Origin of the sequence: Stenotrophomonas sp. S39 (assembly GCF_016624665.1) — a bacterium.
GTDB lineage: Bacteria > Pseudomonadota > Gammaproteobacteria > Xanthomonadales > Xanthomonadaceae > Stenotrophomonas.
On the sequence record NZ_JACVTT010000022.1, the window covers coordinates 1 to 22,447 of the forward strand.

Genomic DNA, 22,447 nt, shown 5'->3' on the forward strand with positions numbered 1-22,447 from the left:
ACGCCCAACCCCGGTCTTGCCGTGTGCGCAGGACAGCGCACACGAGCAAGCGGCGACCGAGCTTGCATGGACGTACTTGCAGCGCCCCCCTCAACCGGACCCACCCCGCCATCCCACGGACAGCCCGCTTTTGACGTTGACGTTGCCTCTGCGGGTGCAGGGCGCAGCCCTGCCGAACACCCTTACACCGCGCTGTAGGCCCGTTCGGCCGCGCAGAACACATTCCCTGGCGCAAACAACTCGCCCAGATGGTGCAGCGCCTGCCGCCGCTGCTGCGGTGGCCGGTAATCGTCCCCGGTTCCCATCAGCATCTGCTGGAACTCCAGCAGATCCTGCAGGATGCGCACGTGCCGGTACCAGGCAATCCACTGCGGATCGCCCAGGTCATCGCCGTAACCATCGGCAAATCCCTGCGGGCGCTCACGCCCCCAACGGCCACCCACCGCCGCGCCGACAAACATCAGGTCGCGTTCGCGGGGCGCCAGCGAAAGGCCGTCCCAGTCGATCAGGTGCAGTGCGCCGTCGTGACCCATCAACACGTTTCCCGCATGCAGATCGGTATGGCACAGGTACAACCGCGGCACGCTGTCATGCAACGCCTGCTGCAACTGCCGGGCCCGCGCGTGCAATGCGGCGATGCGCGGTCGCTGCCGCCCCCACATGGCCAGGAAGGCACGGCTCCAACGGTCCTGTGCCACTGGCAGCGCTGCCGGTTGCTGCAGCCACTGGCCAACGGTCTGCAGCGCGGACGCATCCAGCACCCTGTGTGGCAGCCCTTCCGCCAACGTGGCGGGTACCTTTGCATCGTGCAGCTGGCGCAGCACTTCCCCCAGCCGGCGCCACTGCGCCGCGCTCAGCGGTGCCTCGAAACCGGATTGCCCTTCGATATAGGGGAACAGGGTGAACTGCAGGCCCCAGCGCGTAACCGAGGCCCCCCCGGTCAGTGCCGGCCACGGCGCCACCACTTCTTCGATGCCCAGCGGGCCGCGCATCCAGTGCAGGCCCTCCCACACCACCGCGCCCACCTCGTAGCTGCGGCACTTCAACCACCACTGGCTGCCGCGTGCGTCGATACGGAACACGCCGGCATTGGCGTCGGCACCCACCGCACGCGGCACCACGGCGGTGGCCGTGACGCCGTAGGACTGTTGCAGGACTTCGCCGATCTGCTGCGCCGAAGCGAATGGCATGGTTGAGCGCGTACCGTGGGGTTGGATCCAGTGTCGCATCAAGCCCAGTGAACGCGCAGGCAATCCGGTCACAACATCAACATGCATCCCTCGCCAGGGGCATCGGAGGAAGCGCTGGAAGCCAAGACGCGTTTCATCGGCGGTCGCCCCATAGCGATCAAGGAACGGTTTCACCGAGCGGGCGTTCCCGAAGCTGTCCACCACGCTGAGAATCGCCGTGGGTGACCATGCAGTGCTCGCCCTGCTGCCGCTGCCGCAGCAGCGCAGCACAGGCATGCGCCGCGCTCAGCCCAGCCGCATCGACAATTCCACATCCTCGGCGAACGGCAACGACAGGTAGCCGCTGCCCGGCGCACGCACGCGCTGCAGGTAGGCCGGGCTATCGTCGGCATTGTCGGCCACAATCAGCGCCCCCGGGCGCAGGTGCGGCTGCAGCAGGTCCAGCACCTCGGCATACAGCACCTTGGCGCCATCCAGCAGCACCAGATCGATCGGCGCGGGCAGGTCCTGCGCCAGCGTCTGCAGGGCATCGCCGGCACGCAGGTCCACCAGGTCATCCAGTCCGGCCTCACGCAGGTGCGCGGCGGCGCGCTGCAGCTTGCCCGGTTCGAATTCGGTGGTGACCAGGCGGCCGCCGCCGTTGTCGCGCAGCGCTGCGGCCAGGTGGATGGTGGAAATACCGAACGAGGTACCAAATTCAACGATGTGGCGCGCGCCACTGCTCCGCGCCAGCAGGTACAGCAGCTTCCCGGTGTCGGCCGACACCGGCAGCCACAGGTCCTTCAGCAGCTCGCCATACAGCCGGGTGTACTCGCCGCGGCTGCCCAGCAGGCGCTGCCGTTCGGCCGGCGGCACCGCAGTCAGGGCCGGGCTGAGGGCGCTGTCGGCTTCATCGAACAGGCGCTGCAGCAGCGGCGCCACGGGGGAGGATGTCAGGGTGGTCATGCAGGGCTTCCAGAGAGGGGTCAATGACGTTTCACGGGCGCCAGCCGGCGGCTAGAATGCGAGTAATCCGTCGCAAACAAGATTAGGCGCCCTCCCCTGGGCTGACTATTCGCATTGGAACCGACTCATGTCCGAGCGCCGTCCGCCGCAGATTTCCTCGAGAAAACAGCCTCGCCAGGCTCGTTCCAACGACCTGGTCGGAGCCATCCTGCAGGCCGCTGCTCAGGTTCTGCGCGATGAAGGCGCGCCCCGTTTCACCACCGCGCGGGTAGCCGAGCGGGCCGGCGTCAGCATCGGGTCGCTGTACCAGTACTTCCCCAACAAGGCGGCGATCCTGTTCCGGCTGCAACACGATGAGTGGCAGCAGACCAGCGCGATGCTGCGCGACATTCTGCAGCGCACCGACGGCCCGCCGCTGCAGCGTCTGCGCGCGCTGGTACAGGCGTTCATCCAGTCCGAATGCGATGAGGCGCAGATGCGCGGGGCGCTGGTTGACGCCGCGCCGCTCTACCGCGATGCGCCGGAAGCCGAGCAGGCCCGCAATGGCGCCGACGCGGCCATGCTCGCATTCATGACCGAAACACTCCCCGATGCCAGCGCAGCGCAACGGCAACTGGCGGTCGATCTGATCCACACCACGCTGGGTGCCACCGGCCGCGAGTTTTCCAGCGTGCCGCGTACGGCGGTGGAGATCAGCACCTACGCCGATGCGGTCGCTGACATGTTCTGCGCCTATCTGCAGCAGCTTGGCGCGCGGTGAGCGCGCCGTGACTCAGCGCGCGTAGAACCCGAGGAACATCGCCACCGCCGACTCGGCGACCTTGCGCCTTTCGGCGGGCCCCAACGGCGGCTGGCCCATGGTCACCTGCGGCCAGAACGCGAAGCCCTTCACCAGGCCCTGCAACTGGTGGTCGGCGAATTCCGGATCGACCTCACGCAGGCGCCCATCGGCGACGGCCGCGCGGATCCACGCGCTCACCCCGCCTTCCTTCTCGCCCATTCGGCAGACGATGGCCTGCGCGCGCTCCGGCGAGTGGATGATCTCGGCCATCGCCACGCGGGCCAGATCGATGAAGTTGGCATCGCCCAGCAGTTCCAGCTTCTGCCCCAGCAACTGCAGGAGCTGCACGTCCAGCGGCAGATCGGCGCGGTAGGGAAGCACGACAGCGGCCATGCTGCTTTCCCAGAGTTCTTCCAGGATGTGGCCGAACAGTTCTTCCTTGCTGGGGAAATGGTTGTAGACGGTGCGCTTGGAGACGCCTGCGGCTGTGGCGATGCGGTCCATGCTGGTCGCCTCATAGCCGGCGCTGCGGAACTCCTCCACCGCCGCGCGCACGATGGCTTCGCGTTTGCGGTCGGTCAGGCGTTGCGGGGCACGGGACATGGCGGGAACCAGGAAACTGAACGGATGTGCACATTTTACACCGACCGGTGTACTTTCCTGAAATCGGAAACTACACTGTGCAGTGTACCCAGCGGACGTCAACGATGAAGCGCCTGCTCCTTGTCCTCCTGTTCGGAACCCTTGCCGTGACTGCCTATACCTTCTGCAAGTCCTGGTCCCTCCCCGACTTCCCCGATTCGCCGCAGTACAGCGATGGCAAGTTCCGCAACGCCCTGCCGAAGCCGGCGATGGGCCTGCGCGCCGGCGCCGAGCTGTGGTGGACGTTCCTCTTCAACCGGCCCAAGGGCACCGTGCCAACGGCGCCCATCCCGGTGCAGGCACTGGACCGTGCGGCGCTGGATGCCGCGCCGGATCGCAGCCTGTTCCGGCTTGGCCACTCCACCCTCCTGTTGAAGCTGCGCGGCCAGTACTGGCTGACCGACCCGGTGTTCTCCGAGCGGGCCTCGCCGGTGCAGTGGATGGGCCCGGCCCGCTTCCATGCGCCGCCGATCAGCATCGAGGACCTGCCGCCGATCGCCGGGGTGATCCTCTCGCACAACCATTACGACCATCTCGACCATGCTGCGGTCATGCAGCTGGCCGGCAAGACCGCTCGCTTCATCGCGCCGCTGGGCGTGGGCGACCAGCTGATTGCCTGGGGCGTGGATGCGGCCAAGGTCGAACAGCTGGACTGGTGGCAGTCGACCGAGGCCAACGGCCTGCGCCTGACCGCCACCCCGGGCCAGCACTTCTCCGGTCGCGGCCTCGGCGACAGTGACCGCAGCCTGTGGGCATCGTGGGTCATCCAGGATGACGACTTCCGCATCTTCTTCAGCGGCGATACCGGCTACTTCGATGGCTTCAAGGCGATCGGCGAGAAGTACGGTCCGTTCGACCTGACGATGATCGAGACGGGTGCCTACGACAAGCGCTGGGCGTTCGTGCACATGCAGCCCGAACAGACCCTGCAGGCGCACCTGGACCTGCGTGGCAAGTGGCTCCTGCCGATCCACAACGGCACCTTCGATCTTGCCCTGCACGAATGGCAGCAGCCGTTCGAGCGGATCACCGCACTGGCGGCGGCCAGGAACGTCGCTGTGACCACGCCGATCATGGGCGAGGCCTTGGACATGCAGGCGCCGCACGCCGGCTCACGCTGGTGGGAGCAGGTGCAGCGGTAACGCGGTGGGCGCCGATCCAGGCCGGCGCTACGCCTTCGGCTGCAGCCTGCGCCCTTCCCGCGCAAGATTGAGCTGCAGCGCGGCAGCGGCGAGTTCGGTCATCTCCGTGGTGACCTTCGCGCTGCCCCGCGCCCGCAGCCAACCGAGAATGTCGGCGAGATGCCAGATCGAGGTCGACCCCTCATGGAGCGGAGACGGAAACGACTGCGGGTTGGCGAGCATCAGCTTGCGCATGTTCTGCCGCGACATTCCCAGCAGGTCTGCAACGTCGGTGAGCCCCACCAGGTCGGGGCTCACTTCGACCAGCTCGGCACCAGGCACCGCCCGCTGCGCGTCATCCAGCGCCGAACGCAGGGCAGCCCCTGCGCTGCCCGCCTCGCGGCAGAACGCCAGCGCCAGTCGTCCAGGCAGACCGATGCCCACAAGTGCATCGTCACACCCGGCTTCAGCCAGGCGCTGCTCGAGGACATCGATTTCATCGCAGGTATCCGGCAAGCGGTACTTCAGCGTGAAGTTGAATTCCATGTTTGACCACCTCGCTTCTGACGAAGCCTGATTTCATTGCTCACGACTGCAGTTCTCGACTACGCGCCGCAAGGCCCTTGCATGATTGCCTGCACTGCGGGGCGTGCTCCAGATGCTGACGATGCAGAACTCTCCGCATCGGCAATCGGTGTCGTTGAAGGGGCAATACATCCGGCCCCACGCATGGCCGCCCGCCACGCGAAGCCTCCACCCTCGATCCTCCGCGAACTGCAATGCCGCTTCGATGTCCTTGTCGGGATGACGCGCTCGAGACATTCCCTGTTCTCCACAGTCTGCACACGGCATGGACGAGTTGTCAACTGACAACCCAGTGAAATCCAACACCCGATCTGACGATAGCCGGTCCCATCCACGCGTCCAGAGCCACACACGTCAGCGCGACGGGATGGCCCCGCCTGGAGATTCGTTGACCCACGTCGCTGACACCCCGAAGAGCTATTGCAGCGCGTCATGTAACCGCTTACATGCCTTGCTAGCGTATCCCTCGCCCGCTTACGGCCGAACCCGCGAGGTTGCCCGCAATGACGTTGTGCGCCGAACGCTCCAAGGTCTCCCGCCCTCTTTTCCTGTGCCGTCCCGCCACTGCCCTGCTGCTCGCCGCGCTCGCAGCGTCCGCCCAAGCCCAGACCCTTCCCCCGCGCAGCCAATGGCAGGCCAGCAGTTCTTCGCAGCAGGTGCCGGCAATGGCCATCGGCCACCTGATCGACGGCGACCCGAAGACCGTCACCGGCGGCGCCTTCAGCCCCGGCCATTGGTTCCAGATCGACCTGGGCGCACCCGCACTGCTGGCGGGCACGCGCCTGACCTGGGATGTCTCCAATCCTGAGGGCTACTCGCTGCAGACCTCGGTGGACGGCACGCAGTGGCAAACCGCATACACCATGGCCGACTCGCTGGGTGATGTGGAAACCCTGTACTTTTCGCCACGGCAGGCGCGCTACCTGCGGCTGGCCAGCCCGCAACGCACGTCCGACTGGGGCGTCTCCATCTTCGAGATGGAGCCGCTGGACGCCACGCTCAGTGCACGCATCGGCGGTCTCGATGCAACGCAGGCAGCAGCACTCTGGCAAGGCGGCAGCGCCGTGGCGATCCCTCGTGGGAAAGGCGGCTCCCCTGTGCTCGAGATCACGCTGCCGCAGGCCCAATCCACCGCCGGCCTGGTGATCGACTGGGCCGATGGCGCGCGCGGCCCTGCCCGCCTGCAGGCGCAGGATGCACACGGCCAATGGCAGGAACTCGCACATGATGCGCAGGCAGCCCACCATCGGCAGAGCTGGCTGGCCGCCGGCACAGCGCAATCCCTGCGCGCGTTCCGGCTGAGCGTGGACGGCGCTGCACCTCAGATTACGCGTCTACGGCTGCTCGGCCCGAAAGCCGTGATGACGCCGATGAAGCGGTACCAGATCGCCGCCAGCGGCGCGCAGCGCGCGTTGTTCCCCGCCTCGCTGCAGATGCAGCAGACCTACTGGACCGCGGTCGGCATCCACGGGGGAAGGCAGAAATCCATCTTCGACGAGCATGGCAATCTGGAGGCATTCAAGGGCGCGCCGCTGGTGCAGCCCCTCTGGCGCAATGCCGATGGCCATACCGCGGGCGCCGCCGGCCAGTCGATGCAGCATGCCCTGCGCGATGGCTGGAAGCCGATGCCGTCCGTCACCTGGGTGCCGCAGCCTGGCCTGGAGCTGCGCAGTGAAGTGTTCGCCATCGAACGCGATGGGCAGCCGGTGACCTTCCTGCGCCATCGCCTGCACAACACCGGCAGCACCCCGATCGAGGGCACGCTGAGCCTGGTCGTGCGCCCGATGCAGATGAATCCACCGTGGCAGAACGGTGGGCTCTCGCCGATCCGTGAGGTGGCCGTCGACGGACACACCGTACGCGTCAATGGCCGCACGCTGCTGCAGTCGCTCACGCCGGTAGCGGCGTCCGGCGTGGCGCCTTTCGGTAAGGACGGTGCAACGGAGATCACCGCCACCCTCGCTGCTGGCCAACTGCCTACCGCGCAGCAGGCGCAGGATGACCAGGGCCTTGCCGCAGCCGCGCTCAACTACAACGTCTCGCTCGCGCCCGGCGCCAGCGATGCCATCGTGGTCGCGTTCCCCTTGGGTACGGCCGCGGCGGATGCGAATGGCGTGCTGCCCGAGGCACCAGCGCTGGACCTGGCCACGCTTCCACGCGATGCCAATGCGGCGTTCGAGACCCTGGCCACGAAGGCATCGGCAGACTGGCAGGCACGGCTGGGCACGGTCGGCCTGCGCCTGCCCGATCCCTCCCTGGTCGACATGCTGCGCGCACAGGCCGCCTACATGCTGATCAACCAGACCGGTCCGGCCATGCAGCCCGGGCCGCGCAACTACAACCGATCCTTCATCCGCGACGGCATGGCCACTTCGGCAGTGCTGCTGCGCATGGGCGAAGCAGCCGTCCCACGCGACTACCTGGCCTGGTACAGCACGCACGGCGTGCATGCCAATGGCCTGGTCTCGCCCATTCTCAACGACGATGGCAGCGTCAACACCGGCTTCGGTTCGGACATCGAGTACGACAGCCAGGGCCAGTACGTTGCACTGGTTGCCCATGTCGCGCGCCTGGATGGTGGGTCGGAATCGGTGCGTGAGTACCTGCCGAAAGTGAAAGCAGCGCTGCGCTTCCTGCAGGAACTGCGCGAGCGCACGCTGGTGCCGGGCTACAAGGCCGACCAACCCGCGCCGAAACGTTTCGCCGGCATTCTTGCGCCGTCGATCAGCCACGAGGGCTACCCCTCGCCTACCCACAGCTACTGGGACGACTACTGGGGCCTGAAGGGCTGGCACGACGGTGCATGGCTGGCCGAAGCACTGGGCGATCATGAAACAGCCGCGTGGGCACGCGAGCAGTACAGGCTGCTGTACGACGCGCTGCATGCCTCGATCCGCGCGACGATGGCGTGGAAGGGCATCGACTTCATTCCATCTTCGGCCGACCTCGGTGATGGCGATCCCACCGGCGTATCGATCGCGCTGGACCCGACCGGTGCGCAGAGCGTGCTGCCGGCCGAAGCATTGAGGACCACGTTTGCGCGCTATCTGGACGACGTGCGCAAGCGCAACCAGCCCGGCGCGCTGTACGCCTATACGCCCTATGAAATCCGCAACGTGTTGAGTTATGTGCACCTCGGCCAGCCTGACGCGGCCGATGAACTGCTGCAGGGACTGCTGCACGATCGGCGCCCGCTTGAGTGGCAGGTATTGGCCGAAGTCGTGCATTCCCGCCTTCGCTTCCCGCGCTACCTGGGCGACATGCCGCACACCTGGATTGGTGCCGAGTACGGTCGCACGCTGTTTGGCATGCTGATGCGCGAAGACGACGATGCGCTCTCATTGCTGCCGGGCACGCCGCCGTCGTGGGTGGCCGGTGACGGGCTGGCGGTGGAGCGCCTGCCAACGGCTTACGGCACGCTGCAGATGCAGGCGCGGCAGCGCGACGGCGTGCTGACGATCACGCTGGGTGAGGGTCTGCACCGTGGGACGGCAGTGAAGGTCTGGTGGCCAGACCGCACGATGCCAAAGGCGGTACGGGTGGATGGCCGGCCGGTCAGCGGCTTCGATGCCGATGGTGTGCGCGTGGCGAAGCCGTTCAATACGCTGGAGGCGCGTTGGTGAAAGCCACCGGGCATGGCCCCACGTCAGAGATTGGGCAACCCCGGCGGGTTGGTCTGCGATTGCGGCACGGCTTCCTCGGCCAGGTTCCAGCGTGCCAGCGCCTGCGCATAGGTACCGCTGCGGATCTGTGTGTTCAACGCGGCGGTGATCGCATCGGCCAGCCCACTGCCCTTGCGCGTGGTCGCCGAAATCGCCGCAGCATCCGGCCAGCCACCGGGGAACAGGCCCACCCGCCGCACCTTGCCATCACGTGCCGAGTAGGCACCCGTGGCGTTCGGCTCGAACGAGACATCGGCACGGCCGGTGATCACCGCCAACCGCCCCACCACTGCATCATCGAAGTACTGGTACTCCACGGGCTTCAGGCCCGCCGCGATGTTCTGCTGGTCCCAGTGCCGCAGAATCTGGTCCTGGTTGGTGCTGGCGCCGACCACCACCTTCAGCCCGGCCACGTCGGCCGGTCTCTCGATCTTGCGGATCGGTCCATCGGCGCGCGTGTAGATGCCCAGCAGGTCGAAGCGGTAGCTGGAGAAGTCGAACTTCTTCTTCCGCTCTTCTGTGACCGTCACATTGGACAGCACCGCATCGTACTTGCCTGATTCCAGCCCCAGCGGCCAGTCGGCCCATGCCACTGGAACCAGCACCAGCTTCAAGCCCAGGCCATCGGCAATCAGCTTGGCGATGTCCGGCTCCACGCCCACCACCTGCTTGCTGTCAGCACCGTAGTCAGCCAGCGGCAGCTGTGCCGGATGGGTCGCGACGGTCAGCGCGCCGGGGGTCACGAAACGGTAGCCGGCGGGAATCAGCGACTGCGCCTTCGGGTCTGGCGTGCCAACCAGTGCGGGCGCATCGGCACCGGCCAGCGTCACGCTGGCGCCGGGCGCGGCGGCCGGCGCCTGCACGCGCGAATAGACGATGCCGGCAATGCCGATGACCAGCACGGCGCCGATCAACAGGGTGCTGCGCGAGGGACGGCGCGATGCTGCAGGGCTCATGGTGCTCCTTGGGGAATTACAGGGTCTTGGCCAGGAAATCGGCGGTACGCTGCTGGCGCGGCCGTTCAAACAGCGCCTCGGGATTGCCCTGCTCGATCACCCGGCCCTGGTCCATCATCACCACGGTATCGGCGACGCGGCGGGCGAAGCTCAGTTCATGGGTGACGATCACCAGGGTGGTGCCCGAGCGGGCCAGCTCTTCGATCACGCTCAGCACTTCGGCCACCAGCTCCGGGTCCAGCGCCGAGGTCGGCTCATCGAACAGCAGTACCTTCGGCTGCAGCGCCAGCGCGCGGGCAATGGCGATGCGCTGCTGCTGGCCACCGGACAGCTGTCGTGGGAAAGCGTCCGCCTTGTCAGCCAGGCCAACGCGCTGCAGCAGATCACGCGCCTGCTGTTCGGCCTGCGCACGCGGCAGGCCACGCACCGCGATCGGTGCCTCGATGATGTTCTCCAGCGCAGTCAGGTGCGGGAACAGGTTGAAACCCTGGAACACCATGCCGACCTCGGCACGACGGCGGCGGATCTCGCGCTCGGGCAGTTCGTACAGGGTGTCACCGTCGCGGCGATAGCCGATCAGCTGGCCACCGACCGTCACGAAGCCACTGTCGGCGCGTTCCAGGTGATTGATCAGCCGCAGCAGGGTCGATTTTCCCGCACCGGAAGGACCGATCAGCACGGTCACGCTGCCGGCGCGCAGCTCCAGGTTCACGTCTTCCAGCACGGGCTGCTCACCGAAGGCCTTGCCCACGCCCTGCAGCACGACCGATGCGCCCTGCCCGGCCTCGACCCGGGCGGCGATGCGCGGGCGGCTGGCCACGGGCGCGACGCTCTGCACAACGGGCCGTGGCGGTGAAGAGACGCGGGAGACACTGCGCTCACGCTGCAGCTGGCCGCGCGCAAAGCGCTGCTCCACGCGCCGCTGCAGCAGCGAAAGCACGGTGAGGATGACCAGGTACCAGACCGTGGCCACCATCAGCAGCGGCACCACCTCCAGGTTGCGGCGGTAGATCACCTGCACGGTGTAGAACAGTTCGGGCAACGCCAGCACGTAGACCACCGAGGTGCTCTTGGCCAGCCCGATCACATCATTGAAGGCCGCCGGCAGGATCGAGCGCATTGCCTGCGGCAGGATGATGCGGCGGACCTGGCGGCCGCGCGGCAGGCCCAGCGCGGCCGCAGCTTCGTACTGGCCATGGTCGACCGAGAGAATGCCGCCACGGATCACTTCGGCCGAGAACGCTGCCTGGTTCAGGGTCAGGCCCAGTACCGCGGCAGTGAACACTCCGATCAGCTGGGTGGTCGGGTACGAGAACAGGCTGATGCCGGTGAATGGCACGCCCAGTTCAATGGTGCTGTACAGGTAGCCGAGGTTGTTCAGCAGCAGCAACAGCACCAGCAGCGGGATCGAGCGGAACAGCCACACATAGCCCCACGACACCGCCGACAGCAACGGCGAGCCTGACACCCGCGCCAGCGCCAGCAGCGTACCCAGCGCGAAGCCCAAGCCCGTGCCCAGCGCAGTCAGCAGCAAGGTGCGGCCAAGCCCTTCCAGCACAGGGCGCGCGAAGAACCACTCGGCGAACGTGCCCCAGCCCCAGCGTGGGTTGCCAAGCACCGACTGCAGCGCGATCAGGATCAATGCCAGCGCCAGCACCGTGCCGACGGTCTGCAGCGGATGGCGCGCCGGAACGATCTTCAACGCCGTTGAGGGTGCGGAGGCCGGACGGGCAGCGATGCCGTCCAGCGCGGTCGAGGGCGTGCTCATGCATGGACTCCGTGCCGCACGGCCGCGTCGGCGTGCGGCAATGGTGCCGCCGCGTGCAGGTGCTTCTCGAACGGCAGATGGGCGATGGTTTCCGGGTCCGCCTGCAGATCGAACAGCGCGGTGTAGCCATGGCCCAGGTACAGGCCCACTGCCTCGGGTTGGCGGAAGCCGGTGGTGAGGAACACGCGGCGATAGCCCTGGCGTGCGGCCTGGTCTTCCAGTTCCTGCAGCACGCGGCGGGCGATGCCCTGGCGGCGCAGGCCGGGCAGCGTCCAGATGCGCTTGAATTCAGCGGTGTGCGCATCGCGGTGCGGCATGAAGGCGCCGCCGGAGATCGCCACGCCATCGCGCAGCAGCAGCAGGAACGCGCCCACCGGCGCGGCGAAGGCCTGTGCCGGATAGCGCTGCAGTTCTTCGCGGGCACTGCCGCCGATGCGACGTCGCACGTCGGCATAACGGCTGTCGTATTCATGTTCCAGGCCATCGAACAGGGGCCGCGCCAGCGGGTCATCCACCGAGGTGTAGAGGAAACGCTCGTTGTCGTACCGCACGCTCATGCCGCGTCCTCCACCAGGTAGTGCTCGGCCAGGCGTGCCCACAGGCTGGCGGCGGGCGCGATCGCAGCGTCGTTGAACACATAGCGAGGGCTGTGCAGCGGCGCACTGTCGCCGTTGCCGACGAACACGAAACTGCCCGGACGCGCCTGCAGCAGGAAAGCGAAATCCTCGCTGGCGGTGCGCGGTGCAAACCCGGGAACGACCTGCCCGGCGCCGAACGCCTGCAGCGCCACCTCGCGGATGTAGGCGGTCTGCTGCGGGTGATTGATGACGCTGGGGAAGCCGCGCGGGAACTCGATCTCGGCACGTCCACCAAATGCTATGGCGGTCTGCTCGGCGATGTCGGTCACCCGGCGACGCAGGGTATCGCGCACCTCCGGCAGGTAGGCGCGTACGGTCAGCGTCAGTTCCACCACATCGGGAATCACGTTGGCCGCCTGCCCGCCATGGATCGAGCCCACGGTGACCACGCCCATCTGCCGCGGGTCCACGTTGCGTGACACCACGCTCTGCAGCGCAGTGATGATGTGCGCCGCCACCAGGATCGGGTCGACGCTGCCCTGCGGCTCGGCGCCGTGGCCACCCTTGCCGATCACCTTCAACCGCGCCCAGTCCACCGACGCCATCGCCGGTCCATCGACGAAACCAAAGTGACCCACGGGCACGCCCGGCCAGTTGTGCAGGCCATAGATCGCATCCACCGGGAAGCGCTCGAACAGGCCGTCCTCGATCATCTTCGAGGCGCCCGAGCCGGTCTCTTCGGCCGGCTGGAACACCAGCTGCAGCGTGCCATCGATGCGCCCGTGGTGGGCCAGGTAATGCGCGGCCGACAGCAGGATGGCGGTGTGGCCATCATGCCCGCAGGCGTGCATGAGGCCTTCGTTCTGGCTGGCATAGGCCAGGCCGGAGTCTTCCCGGATCGGCAGCGCATCGATGTCCGCACGCAGGCCCAGCCGGCGGCTGCCCTGCCCGCGCTGCAGTGTGCCCACCACACCCGTGCCACCGATGCCGGTGGTCACTGCATAGCCCCACTGCTGCAGCAGCTCGGCCACGCGGGCGCTGGTGCGGTGCTCTTCGAACGCCAGTTCGGGGTGGCGATGCAGGTCGTGCCGCAGGGCGATGGCCGCTTCGGCGCGCGCGGCGATCTCGGGCAATACGCCTGTTGCCGGCGAGTTCGGCCGGGAATGGCCCGGCGCTACCGATGTGTCTCCGCTCATCGTCTTACCCCACCTTCCGCGCCGGCTCGGCGTCGGTCGCATGGCGGCTGGCCTTGCGCGGCAGGCCGAGATGGTCACGCAGGGTCTGCCCTTCCAGTTCGCGCTGATGGTAGCCGCGCGCCTGCAGGATCGGCAGCACCAGCCGCACGAAGTCATCCAGCCCTTCGCGTTGCGCCGAGAAACCGAGGATGAACCCATCACTGGCACCCGCGTCGAACCAGCGGATCAGTTCGTCGGCCACGTGCTGCGGGGTGCCGATGAAGTTCGGCCGCGGGCTGACCGCCTGCAGCGCCACCTGGCGCAGGGTCAGGCCCTGCTCGCGCGCGTCCTGCTTGATGCGGTCGGTGGTGGACCGGAAGGAGTTGCTGCCAATGTCGCCCAGCTCGGGGAACGGCGCATCCGGATCGTACTGGCTGAAATCATGGTGGTCGAAGAAGCGTCCCAGGTAGGCCAGTGCGTCCTCCAGGCTCGCCAGCGCTGCGATGGCCTGGTACTTGGCCTCGGCCTCGGCCGCCGTGTGGCCGACGATCGGGCCGATGCCCGGGAAGATCTTCACGTCGTTGCCGCTGCGCCCGTGGGCGATGGCGGAGTTCTTCACCTTCTGGGTGAACGCCCGCGTCTCGTCCAGGGAGGGTGAATGGGTGAACACCGCATCGGCGTACTTGCCGGCCAAGGCGATGCCATCGTCGGACGAGCCGGCCTGGAAGATCACCGGCTGCCCCTGCGGCGAGCGCTGGATGTTCAACGGGCCTTCCACCTGGAAGAACTTTCCCTTGTGGTCCAGGCGCCGGAACTTTTCCGGGGCGAAGAACGTACCGCTGTCGCGCTCGCGCACGAACGCATCGTCGTCCCAGGAATCCCACAGGCCCTGCGCCACCTCCAGGTACTCATCGGCAATCTGGTAGCGCAGCGCGTGTTCCGGGTGCGGGCGGCCGTAGTTGCGGCCCGAGCCTTCCAGCGGCGAGGTCACCACGTTCCAGCCCGCGCGGCCGCCGCTGAGCAGATCCAGCGAGGCGAACTGACGGGCCACGGTGAATGGATCGCTGTAGGAGGTGGACAGGGTACCGGCCAGGCCGATCTTCTTCGTCGCCGTGGCCAGCGCCGACAGCAGCGAGATCGGTTCGAAGCGGTTGAGGAAATGCGGGATCGACTTTTCGTTGATGTACAGCCCATCGGCTACGAAACCGAAAGCGATGCCGTTGTCCTCGGCGGTGCGCGCGATGTCGATGTAGAACTGCAGGTTGACGCTGGCGTCGGTCGGGTTGGAGGGGTGTTTCCAGGCATGCATGTGGCTGCCGGGGCCCTGCAGCATGATGCCGAACGGAATGTGGCGCGGGGTGGTGCTCATGGGGGTCGCTCCTGCAGGTCAGGCCACCGCCGCGCGTGGCGCGGGCGACAGCAGTTCAAGGGAAGTCAGGCGGGCATCCAGGTCGGCCACCGGGGCATCGAGGATGAATTCACCCACGCCGAAGCGCCGGTGCAGTGCGTCCAGTTCGCCGCGGACGTGCGCGGCATCGCCGGACAGCACGCTGGGCCGGGTTTCCTCGATGCGAAAGTCGCTCACCCCGACCTGCCGCGCGTACTCGGCCGCGGCCTCGGGGCTGGGCAGGTTCACCGTCTGCCCCGGGCCGAGGTGCAGCTTGTAGACGCGCAGTGCACCGATATGGCGTGCAGCGGCTTCGCTGGTCGGTGCGGCGAAGGCCACGGTGGCCAGCAGCGGCGCCTGCGCCGACAGCGCGCGGTAGGCATTGAAGGCGGCCTCGATATGGGAGGGATCGCCATCAAAGTGCGCGGCATAGACGAAACGCCAACCGAGCTCGGCCGCCTGTCGCGCGCTCTGCCGGCTGGCGCCCAGCAGGAACCGCTCGGATGCGGCCTGCGGCAGCGGCCGCGCCTGCGCGTCATCGCGCGTTCCCGACAGATACCCTTCCAGGTCGCGCAGCTGCTGGGCGAAATCCGCGAACGCCGGGCGCCCAGCCGCCAGTGCTGCGGTCGAGGCCGGCAGACCGCCCGGCGCCTTGCCCACGCCCAGGTCCACGCGGCCCGGTGCCAGTGCCGCCAGCAGGTTGAAGTTCTCGGCCACCTTGTACGGCGCGTAGTGGCGCAGCATCACCCCGCCACTGCCGATGCGGATGCGCCGGGTCTGCGCCAGCACCCAGGCTGCCAGCACTTCCGGCGCCGGGCTGGCCAGGGTGGGTGCGGCGTGGTGTTCTGCAAACCAGTAGCGGTGGTAACCCAGCTGCTCGGCGCGCTGCGCCAGCTGCAGGCTGCTGCGCAGCGCCTGCTCGGGCGTGCCACCGTCGGCCACGGGGCTCTTGTCCAATACGCTGGTCAGGTAGCTCATGTGCGCGTCCTCGCTCAGGGATGGGCCACGGGAATGCCAAGCAGGCCGTTCAGCGCTGCCAGGATCGGTTCGGCACCGGAGACGTACTGCCGCTCGTGGTGCGCGCCAGTGGCGTGCTCGCTGTGCACGCCCTGCGGCAGCACCAGCTTGGGCAACGACTGGTCCTGTTCGCCGATCTCCGCGATCACCTCGCGTCGCGGCCGGGCAAAGCCAATGCGGCGCACGTCCAGCTGGCCGTCCAGGCCACCGATGCTCGACAGCGCGCCTTCCAGCAGCAGGCTGTGCCGGCAGAAGAACCGCTGCCCCGGCAACTGGCCGTCCTCGAACTCGCGGTCGAGCAGGAACAGGATGGGTTTGGGCGTTGCGTCTACAGCCACGGTATCGTCCTCATCAGGTCCGGCAATGCATTGCCGCTTCGTATTCGATGCTAGAGAAGACCGGCGCTGCCTCTGCGCCATCGCGCGACAATCGGCGGTCACTTCCGGCCACGCAGATGCGCCTTGGCCATAAGCAGAATGCCGCCGGTTATGCCGTGCGTTCGGCGCTCACGCGATCCGCCGCAACGGCGCCGGTGCAAGGACCGCCTGCACCGCCAGATGACCGGCTGCACGCTCGGCGGCCAGTTCGATGCGCGCCTGCAGCGCCGTGCTGCTGACCTGTGCCCCCGCGAAGTCGGCCGGCGTGGCATACACCCCGATCGGCAGCGTGTGCGCCTGCAGGAAGCTGAACAACGGACGCAGCTGGTGGTCGATCACCAGGGCATGGCGCTCGCTGCCGCCGGTGGCGGCCAACAACACCGGCGTATCCACCAGCGCGTCCAGCTCGATGAAATCCACCAGGTGCTTGAACAGCCCCGGATAGGAACCGCGATACACCGGCGCAGCCACCACCAGCAGATCGGCCGATTCCACCGTGGCCAGCGCCTGCTGCACCTCCGGCGACGCTTCCGCACGCGACAGCGACTGCCCCAGCGAGCGCGCGATCGGCGCCAGCTCGACCAGCGTCACGCTGGCATGCAGGCGCTGCTGCAGTGCGTCCAGCAGGTGCCGCACCAGCAGCAGCGTCCGCGACGTCGCCGAGCTCGTCGGCGAACCAATCAATGCAACCACGTTCAATGCAGATGACATGCAAACCTCCGTCAGTAGAGTCGAGCCATGCTCGACTTCGCCTTAATCAAAACCGGTAATTGACCCGCCCGTACCAGAACGCACCCACCGTGCTCAGCACATCGCCGGTATCCCAGGTGGTCTCGATGCTGGCTACGTCGGTAGCGCTGCGCGCGTACTCGGGCACCTTGCGGGTGCGCTTGTCGAACACGTTGTTGATGCCCAGCGCCGCACTCCAGCCGCTGCCCAGTTCGACCCCACCGGACAGATTGGTCACCAGCACCGGCGGCTGCTTGTATTCCACACCGTTGTTCAGGCGCTTGATCGGGCCGAAGTAGGTGAAGTCCAGGTTCGAGCGCCAGCGCCCGTTCTGCCAGCCCAGCCCCGCCACCTGCGTGTAGCTGGGCGTGCGGAAGCGCAGCGCGTACTCGCTGGATTTCGTCAGCAGGTTGATGTTCGGCAGCCCCTGCAGCGCGCCAGGAATGGCGCTGACCTTCTGGATGGTGGTGCGGCCGACGTTGGCCGCGTAGGTCCAGCGCAGCTTGCCCCACGCCGTGTCCTGGTTCGCTTCCAGGGTCAGTTCCACGCCGCGCGTGCGGGTATCGCCCACGTTGGTGAAGTAGCTGGCATAGAAGGCATCACCCGGCAGGATGCTGATGCCGGCCGTGCCCAGCAGGGTATCGATGGTGTTCTTCTGCGCCGCGGTCAGCACCGTACCGCTGTTGTCGGTGATGCGTGCCGGGTCCTGCGCGTTGTAGCCGATCTGGCTGGACTGGCCCAGCTGTCCACGGATGTCGATCTGGTAGGCATCCACCGCCAGGTGAAACGCCTGGCTCGGGTCCCAGGTCACACCGAGGCTGTAGTTGGTCGCTTTCTCCGGCTTCAATGGCGTTGCGCCGAGGGCGATGGTCGCCGGTGATGAAACCTGCGCCACCAGCGTAGTACCGCACGGGCAACTGCCGGTGGCCTGGTAGAACTGCGCGCCCAGGCTGGGCGCATGGAAGCCGTTGCTGACCGTTGCGCGCACGCCCAGCGCATCGGTGAAGTCGAAGCGCGTGGTCAGGCGCCCGGTCGACACGCTGCCGAAATCCGAATGATCTTCCCAGCGTGCGGCCGCATCCAGGTACCAGCGCGAGGTGATGTTGCTGGCCGCCCCCACGTAGACCGCTTTGCTGTTGCGGGTGGCTTTCACCGCGTCGGCGGTGGAGTAGCCGACGAAGGCGGCGGCACCGAAACCAGTGTAGGACTCCCACTGCCCTGCGCCGCGCTCGTACTGCTCGTGCTGGTATTCGGCACCGGCGCTCACCTCCAGTGGCGAGGCGAATGCCGCCACCTCGAAGCTGCGGCGCAGGTCGAGGTTGGCGATGCCCTGCTGGTAATCCAGCTTGCCGTCATAGAAATCAGTGGGCGAGCCCGGGTACGGTAGTGAGAAGTTGGCCGAGTTGCGCGTATACGTGCGTACCGTGCTGCGGTTGCCGGTCAGGCTGGCGTCGTAATCCCAGCCCGCCAGCTGGCCCTTCACCCCGGCACTGCCGGTGTACTGCTTCTCCTTGGTTTCCAGCACCGGCAGGAATCCATCGGGCCAGACGCTCAGCACGCTCGGCGCCTTGTAGGTGGTGAAGATGGTGGCCGGCAAGCGGAAGTTCTGGATGGCCTGTGCACTGCGGTCGCTGGCTGTGGCGGTGGCGTAGAACTGCGCGTTCTCACCCAGGCCATGGCCGGCGTTCAGCGCAAAGGCCTTCAGCGAGTACGAAGGCGAGCTGAGGATGGTGTTGGCCTCGGCATCACGCGTAGCCTCGGCTGGGTTCGGCGTCGCCCCGGCCGGAAGCTGGTTGTTCGGCCGCAGCGCCACCAGGTTGCCGCTGGCATCCACCGCCGGGTAGCTCAGGTAGCCGTCGATGTAGCGCCGCGTGCGGATGGCGTGGTGCTGGCGCGTGGTTTCACCGGACAGGTTCACGAAACCATCCTCGCCCCACGGCAGGCCGACGTTCGCACGCACACTGGTGCGGGTGCCGTCGCCATCGATGCTCTGCCCGCTTTCCACCGAGACATCGCCACCGTGCGCCTGCGACTTCAGGATCACGTTGACCACGCCGGTGATCGCGTCGGAGCCGTAGATGGCCGAGGCACCGTCGCGCAGCACTTCCACGTGGTCGATGGCCGCCACCGGAATCAGCGCGAGGTCGGCCCAGGCATGGCCGGGATAGCCGCCACCGTTGGCACCGCTGACATAGGCACTGGCGTTGCGGCGCTTGCCGTTCACCAGCACCAGCGTGTAGCCCGGCGACAGGTTGCGCAGCTGGTAGCCACGGATCAGGCTTTCCTGATCGCTCTGGTAGCCACCGATCTGGCTCAGCGACGGCAGACTGCGCTGCAGCGCTTCGAGCAGGTTCGCCTGGCCGGTGGCGGCCAGGTCTTCCGCCGAGATCACGTCGATGGGCGTGGAGCTGTTCTTGACGGTGCGCGTGCTGCTCCGCGACCCGGTCACCACGACGGCATCCAGCGTGGACGCGGCGAGGTTGGCGGACGTGGCCGTCGCTGCGTCTGCGGGACCATCCGCTTCGGCGGCATGGGTGGTGGCTGCAGCCAGCGTGGCTGCAATCAGGACAGCGAGGGTGTTCAGGACAGGCGAATGGGCGGCAGGCATGGGGGCTCGTGGGGGTGGGCCGGAGACACACCTCCATTCAAAGACCCCGGCCAGCGCCGCAACAGCGGATATCGCGTCACCCAGCCGTCATATCCGGCCAGCCACATGACCGCTGGTAATGACCTTACGCAACGCTGGGCGCCACGCCGCCCGATGCCATGTCCATGGGATGGCGACGGACGACGGGGGGATGAGTGATGTCGGCGGTCGGCGGTCGGCGGTCGGCGGTCGGCGGTCGGCGGTCGGCGGGGTAGAGTCGACTGTTAGTCGACTATCGCGCGCAGCGCGGGCTTCCAAACGGTGTCGCCAACAGCAGTCGACTAGCAGTCGACTCTACCCAGTCGGGTACACCAAGCCAGACGAACGCCCCCGCGCACATGCTCCACTGGCATCACCACATGCCCGCGCGCCGCTGCGCCCACCGCAACCACCTCGGTAGCATCAGGCCATGAGCATCAACCCGACCGCGCCCACCCTCGCCATCGTGGCCTGCCACGGCCAGGGGCTGTTCGAGTTCGGCTGCGCGGTCGGCCTGTTCGCGCCCATCCGCCCGGAACTGGGCGTGGCCTGGTACCGCACCCAGCTCTGCGCCGGCGAACCTGGTGCGCTGCGCATGCTCGGCAGTGCACAGGTGCAGCTGCCCTGCACGCTCGATGCTGTCGATGACGCCGACATCATCGTCATCCCCGGCTGGCGCGAGCCCAGTGAGCGCCCGCCACAGGCGCTGCTTGATGCGCTCATCCGCGCCCATGCGCGAGGCGCGCGCATCGCATCCATCTGCTCGGGCGCGTTCGTGCTGGCCTGGGCAGGCCTGCTCGATGGCCGCCAGGCCACCACGCACTGGCGGCTGACCGAGGCGCTGGCGCGTGATTTCCCACGCATCCACGTGCGCGAGGATGTGCTTTACGTCGATACCGGCGACATCATCACTTCCGCAGGCTCGGCCACCGGCATGGACATGATGCTGCACATGGTGCGCAAGGATTACGGCGCGCGCGTGGCCAACCTGGTGGCCGAACGCCTGGTGCTGGCGCCATGGCGTGATGCCGAGCGCAGCCAGCGCGTCAGCCGGGCCATTCCCAATGGCGAGCCCACGCGGCTGGCCAGGCTGATGGAATGGATGCGCCACAACCTGCGCGAGACCCATTCGCTGGCCAGCCTGGCCGAACAGGCCGCACTGAGCCAACGCACGCTGCAGCGGCAGTTCCTTGAAGCCACCGGCCTGTCCCCCATCGACTGGCTCATCCGCGAGCGCGTGGCCTACGCCCGCGAGCTGCTGGAAACCACCGACCGGCCACTACAGTGGATCGCCGAGCAGGCCGGATTTGGATCGCAGGAATCGTTCCGCCGTCATTTCCGCAGCCAGGCGGCCGCCAGCCCAACCGAATACCGTAGCCAGCATCGCAACGGGATCGGCGCGGACCGGCTGGTCGGCTGCTGAGTGCCTCCCCAACCGGCTTTCCACGGCGCCACCACCGCTGCAAGATAGGGGATGGCCCTGCACTGCCGATGGAACGGTGATGACTGACAGCCCCTACCGGAACTACCGCGTTGGCATCGGCGTGTCGCTGCTGCTGGCCGCGCTCATCGCCACCCTCTCGCTCATCGCGGTGGCGACCCCCAACCTGGGCTGGGGCGTCGTGGCGCTGGCCACTGTGGCAATCTGCATCGGTGGCCCCTTGCTGCTGGTCCTGCTGCTGGCGTGGCTGCGCTACATGGTACGGCAGCGCGGGCGCGTGCCCGGCCGCGTGCACGCGTGGATGTTCCTGCCCACCGTGTCGGCCGCGCTCATCATTCCGTTGTGGGAGTCCGTACAGCACAGCTGGGCCAACATGGTGGGCGGGTCGCGTGACCCTGTTGCCGAGCTGCACATCAATCTCAGCGGTCAGCCGCTGTGGCTGGACACCTCACCGTATGCGTCCACCGGCTCCGGCACTGGCCCGGACCTGCCCATGCAAGGCGACACGCCCGAGCGCTTCGTGGCCTTCCATCGCTATCCCAACGCGCAGTCCGATGTGGACCGCGCGTTTCCGTACCAGGACGCGCGCCTGAAGCGCTCCGTGGAACACTACCGGTACGCCACGCCATCCGGCGATCGCGCCGTCACCGAGGTGCCACTGGTCCGCCGGCCGTATCCGGACACCACACGCTTCAACGCCGGATGGCGCAGCACAGGCACACCCGAGCTGGTACACCTCTACTACCACTACAGCGATCATGTGGAGGTCGTACCCACGCTCGCACGCCTCAGCGGATCGGCTGCCGACCAATTGCAGCGCAGCCGCTTCGAGGGCCTGGTGCTGTTCAGGATCCACAACTATGGCCACACGCCCATCGTGCGGATGGAGGCCGATGGCATCGCACTGGACATCGGTGACAAGGCCATCGAGAACATCCCGGCGATGCCTGCGGATTGCACCGCCTATGGCTATCCGGCCGGTGTCGCGCTGCTGCCACTCGACCAGCCACTGCAGGTGCGCTGGCAGACCGTCGATGCACCCACGCGGTGGCACGGCGCGCGTGTGCAGGTGCCTGCATTCCGGCAGGCGCAGCCGTTGCAGGGCCAATCCACGTTGCAGCACGTTCTGCTGTACGTACTGCCTGACGGCACGCTGGCCGCCGAACGCTACGCCGAAGTGTTCGACGGCGACACGCAGCGCGGCATCAAGGCCACCGGCCTGCCGGCCAGTGCTGCCGCCTTCGCGCGTTGTGGCAGCGCCCGCGCTGGCTACAGCGAGCGTGCCGGCGCCGTGCTTGCTGACTGATCCGCAGCGCTGGCGGTCCCAGCCGAGCGCTCGTGCAGCGCGCACATCCCGCCGGGCTTGGCCCGGCGCTACCGCGTCCTTGCGCGCGGTGCCAAAGTCGGTAGTGCCGGCCGCTGGCCGGCAAACCGCCGCAGGTGAAGATGGCCCTACCAATTCGTTCA

The 22,447-nt window shown here is 67.4% G+C and carries 19 protein-coding genes; 5 read left to right on the plus strand and 14 right to left on the minus strand.

Translation table 11 applies throughout. From position 1 onward, the window contains the following. Positions 1 to 182 precede the first annotated feature (182 nt). Both IAE41_RS07930 and IAE41_RS07935 read right to left on the minus strand, forming a co-directional pair. Positions 183 to 1,190, minus strand: a complete 1,008-nt coding sequence (locus IAE41_RS07930) for an aminoglycoside phosphotransferase family protein (protein ID WP_200732698.1) — start codon at positions 1,188 to 1,190, stop codon at positions 183 to 185. 285 nt (positions 1,191 to 1,475) lie between these two features. Beyond that, entirely contained in the window at positions 1,476 to 2,135 is a 660-nt protein-coding gene (locus IAE41_RS07935) for a class I SAM-dependent methyltransferase (RefSeq protein ID WP_200732699.1), read from the minus strand. 127 nt (positions 2,136 to 2,262) lie between these two features. On the opposite strand from IAE41_RS07935, the gene IAE41_RS07940 reads away from it, so the two are divergent. After that, a complete protein-coding gene (locus IAE41_RS07940) occupies positions 2,263 to 2,895 on the plus strand; it encodes a TetR family transcriptional regulator (protein WP_200732700.1) in 633 nt (210 codons plus the stop codon). A 12-nt stretch (positions 2,896 to 2,907) separates the two neighbouring features. Here IAE41_RS07940 and IAE41_RS07945 read toward each other — a convergent pair whose 3' ends face one another. Then, positions 2,908 to 3,519 (minus strand): TetR/AcrR family transcriptional regulator, encoded by a 612-nt coding sequence (locus IAE41_RS07945; RefSeq protein ID WP_200732701.1) that lies wholly within the window; start codon positions 3,517 to 3,519, stop codon positions 2,908 to 2,910. A gap of 104 nt (positions 3,520 to 3,623) precedes the next feature. On the opposite strand from IAE41_RS07945, the gene IAE41_RS07950 reads away from it, so the two are divergent. Next, entirely contained in the window at positions 3,624 to 4,700 is a 1,077-nt protein-coding gene (locus IAE41_RS07950) for an MBL fold metallo-hydrolase (protein ID WP_200732702.1), read from the plus strand. 27 nt (positions 4,701 to 4,727) lie between these two features. Here the strand turns inward: IAE41_RS07950 and IAE41_RS07955 are convergent, their stop codons facing one another. After that, positions 4,728 to 5,225: a DNA-binding protein gene (locus IAE41_RS07955; protein ID WP_200732703.1), complete on the minus strand. Its 498-nt coding sequence runs from the start codon at positions 5,223 to 5,225 to the stop codon at positions 4,728 to 4,730. Between the two features lie 33 nt (positions 5,226 to 5,258). Continuing rightward, a complete protein-coding gene (locus IAE41_RS22645) occupies positions 5,259 to 5,501 on the minus strand; it encodes a hypothetical protein (RefSeq protein WP_267911383.1) in 243 nt (80 codons plus the stop codon). 266 nt (positions 5,502 to 5,767) lie between these two features. Between IAE41_RS22645 and IAE41_RS07960 the strand changes: the two genes are divergently transcribed. Continuing rightward, positions 5,768 to 8,887 carry a discoidin domain-containing protein gene (locus IAE41_RS07960; RefSeq protein ID WP_200732704.1) on the plus strand — a complete coding sequence of 1,040 codons (3,120 nt, stop codon included), beginning with the start codon at positions 5,768 to 5,770 and terminating at the stop codon, positions 8,885 to 8,887. A gap of 23 nt (positions 8,888 to 8,910) precedes the next feature. On the opposite strand, the gene IAE41_RS07965 is transcribed toward IAE41_RS07960, so the two are convergent. The 9 genes from IAE41_RS07965 to IAE41_RS08005 all read right to left on the minus strand — a co-directional run bounded on the left by IAE41_RS07965 (position 8,911) and on the right by IAE41_RS08005 (position 19,521). Next, a complete protein-coding gene (locus IAE41_RS07965; RefSeq protein WP_108746556.1) occupies positions 8,911 to 9,882 on the minus strand; it encodes an ABC transporter substrate-binding protein in 972 nt (323 codons plus the stop codon). Between the two features lie 16 nt (positions 9,883 to 9,898). After that, on the minus strand, positions 9,899 to 11,650 hold the full coding sequence (locus IAE41_RS22720) for an amino acid ABC transporter permease/ATP-binding protein (protein ID WP_200732705.1): 1,752 nt from the start codon (positions 11,648 to 11,650) through the stop codon (positions 9,899 to 9,901). Beyond that, positions 11,647 to 12,207, minus strand: coding sequence for a GNAT family N-acetyltransferase (locus IAE41_RS07975; protein ID WP_200732706.1), 561 nt, complete (start codon positions 12,205 to 12,207; stop codon positions 11,647 to 11,649). The genes IAE41_RS22720 and IAE41_RS07975 overlap by 4 nt, the downstream gene beginning before the upstream one ends. Next, positions 12,204 to 13,424: a M20 aminoacylase family protein gene (locus IAE41_RS07980; protein WP_200732707.1), complete on the minus strand. Its 1,221-nt coding sequence runs from the start codon at positions 13,422 to 13,424 to the stop codon at positions 12,204 to 12,206. The genes IAE41_RS07975 and IAE41_RS07980 overlap by 4 nt, the downstream gene beginning before the upstream one ends. Before the next feature lie 4 nt (positions 13,425 to 13,428). Then, entirely contained in the window at positions 13,429 to 14,772 is a 1,344-nt protein-coding gene (locus IAE41_RS07985) for an LLM class flavin-dependent oxidoreductase (RefSeq protein WP_200732708.1), read from the minus strand. A gap of 18 nt (positions 14,773 to 14,790) precedes the next feature. Further along, positions 14,791 to 15,768, minus strand: a complete 978-nt coding sequence (locus tag IAE41_RS07990; RefSeq protein WP_200732709.1) for an MsnO8 family LLM class oxidoreductase — start codon at positions 15,766 to 15,768, stop codon at positions 14,791 to 14,793. A 14-nt stretch (positions 15,769 to 15,782) separates the two neighbouring features. Then, on the minus strand, positions 15,783 to 16,145 hold the full coding sequence (locus IAE41_RS07995) for a DUF3088 family protein (RefSeq protein ID WP_200732710.1): 363 nt from the start codon (positions 16,143 to 16,145) through the stop codon (positions 15,783 to 15,785). Between the two features lie 168 nt (positions 16,146 to 16,313). Continuing rightward, on the minus strand, positions 16,314 to 16,895 hold the full coding sequence (msuE, locus tag IAE41_RS08000) for an FMN reductase (RefSeq protein WP_200732711.1): 582 nt from the start codon (positions 16,893 to 16,895) through the stop codon (positions 16,314 to 16,316). A 46-nt stretch (positions 16,896 to 16,941) separates the two neighbouring features. Further along, positions 16,942 to 19,521: a TonB-dependent receptor gene (locus tag IAE41_RS08005; protein ID WP_200732712.1), complete on the minus strand. Its 2,580-nt coding sequence runs from the start codon at positions 19,519 to 19,521 to the stop codon at positions 16,942 to 16,944. Positions 19,522 to 19,969: 448 nt separating this feature from the next. Between IAE41_RS08005 and IAE41_RS08010 the strand changes: the two genes are divergently transcribed. Next, positions 19,970 to 20,962: a helix-turn-helix domain-containing protein gene (locus IAE41_RS08010; protein ID WP_200732713.1), complete on the plus strand. Its 993-nt coding sequence runs from the start codon at positions 19,970 to 19,972 to the stop codon at positions 20,960 to 20,962. A 79-nt stretch (positions 20,963 to 21,041) separates the two neighbouring features. After that, positions 21,042 to 22,286, plus strand: coding sequence for a hypothetical protein (locus tag IAE41_RS08015; protein WP_200732714.1), 1,245 nt, complete (start codon positions 21,042 to 21,044; stop codon positions 22,284 to 22,286). The last annotated feature ends 161 nt before the right edge of the window (positions 22,287 to 22,447 follow it).

Coding starts and splice junctions, on each gene's coding strand:
- IAE41_RS07930 (WP_200732698.1), bottom strand. CDS start 1,190: ATGCCATTCGCTTCGGCGCAGCAGATCGGCGAAGTCCTGCAACAGTCC.
- IAE41_RS07935 (WP_200732699.1), bottom strand. CDS start 2,135: ATGACCACCCTGACATCCTCCCCCGTGGCGCCGCTGCTGCAGCGCCTG.
- IAE41_RS07940 (WP_200732700.1), top strand. CDS start 2,263: ATGTCCGAGCGCCGTCCGCCGCAGATTTCCTCGAGAAAACAGCCTCGC.
- IAE41_RS07945 (WP_200732701.1), bottom strand. CDS start 3,519: ATGTCCCGTGCCCCGCAACGCCTGACCGACCGCAAACGCGAAGCCATC.
- IAE41_RS07950 (WP_200732702.1), top strand. CDS start 3,624: ATGAAGCGCCTGCTCCTTGTCCTCCTGTTCGGAACCCTTGCCGTGACT.
- IAE41_RS07955 (WP_200732703.1), bottom strand. CDS start 5,225: ATGGAATTCAACTTCACGCTGAAGTACCGCTTGCCGGATACCTGCGAT.
- IAE41_RS22645 (WP_267911383.1), bottom strand. CDS start 5,501: ATGTCTCGAGCGCGTCATCCCGACAAGGACATCGAAGCGGCATTGCAG.
- IAE41_RS07960 (WP_200732704.1), top strand. CDS start 5,768: ATGACGTTGTGCGCCGAACGCTCCAAGGTCTCCCGCCCTCTTTTCCTG.
- IAE41_RS07965 (WP_108746556.1), bottom strand. CDS start 9,882: ATGAGCCCTGCAGCATCGCGCCGTCCCTCGCGCAGCACCCTGTTGATC.
- IAE41_RS22720 (WP_200732705.1), bottom strand. CDS start 11,650: ATGAGCACGCCCTCGACCGCGCTGGACGGCATCGCTGCCCGTCCGGCC.
- IAE41_RS07975 (WP_200732706.1), bottom strand. CDS start 12,207: ATGAGCGTGCGGTACGACAACGAGCGTTTCCTCTACACCTCGGTGGAT.
- IAE41_RS07980 (WP_200732707.1), bottom strand. CDS start 13,424: ATGAGCGGAGACACATCGGTAGCGCCGGGCCATTCCCGGCCGAACTCG.
- IAE41_RS07985 (WP_200732708.1), bottom strand. CDS start 14,772: ATGAGCACCACCCCGCGCCACATTCCGTTCGGCATCATGCTGCAGGGC.
- IAE41_RS07990 (WP_200732709.1), bottom strand. CDS start 15,768: ATGAGCTACCTGACCAGCGTATTGGACAAGAGCCCCGTGGCCGACGGT.
- msuE (WP_200732711.1), bottom strand. CDS start 16,895: ATGTCATCTGCATTGAACGTGGTTGCATTGATTGGTTCGCCGACGAGC.
- IAE41_RS08005 (WP_200732712.1), bottom strand. CDS start 19,521: ATGCCTGCCGCCCATTCGCCTGTCCTGAACACCCTCGCTGTCCTGATT.
- IAE41_RS08010 (WP_200732713.1), top strand. CDS start 19,970: ATGAGCATCAACCCGACCGCGCCCACCCTCGCCATCGTGGCCTGCCAC.
- IAE41_RS08015 (WP_200732714.1), top strand. CDS start 21,042: ATGACTGACAGCCCCTACCGGAACTACCGCGTTGGCATCGGCGTGTCG.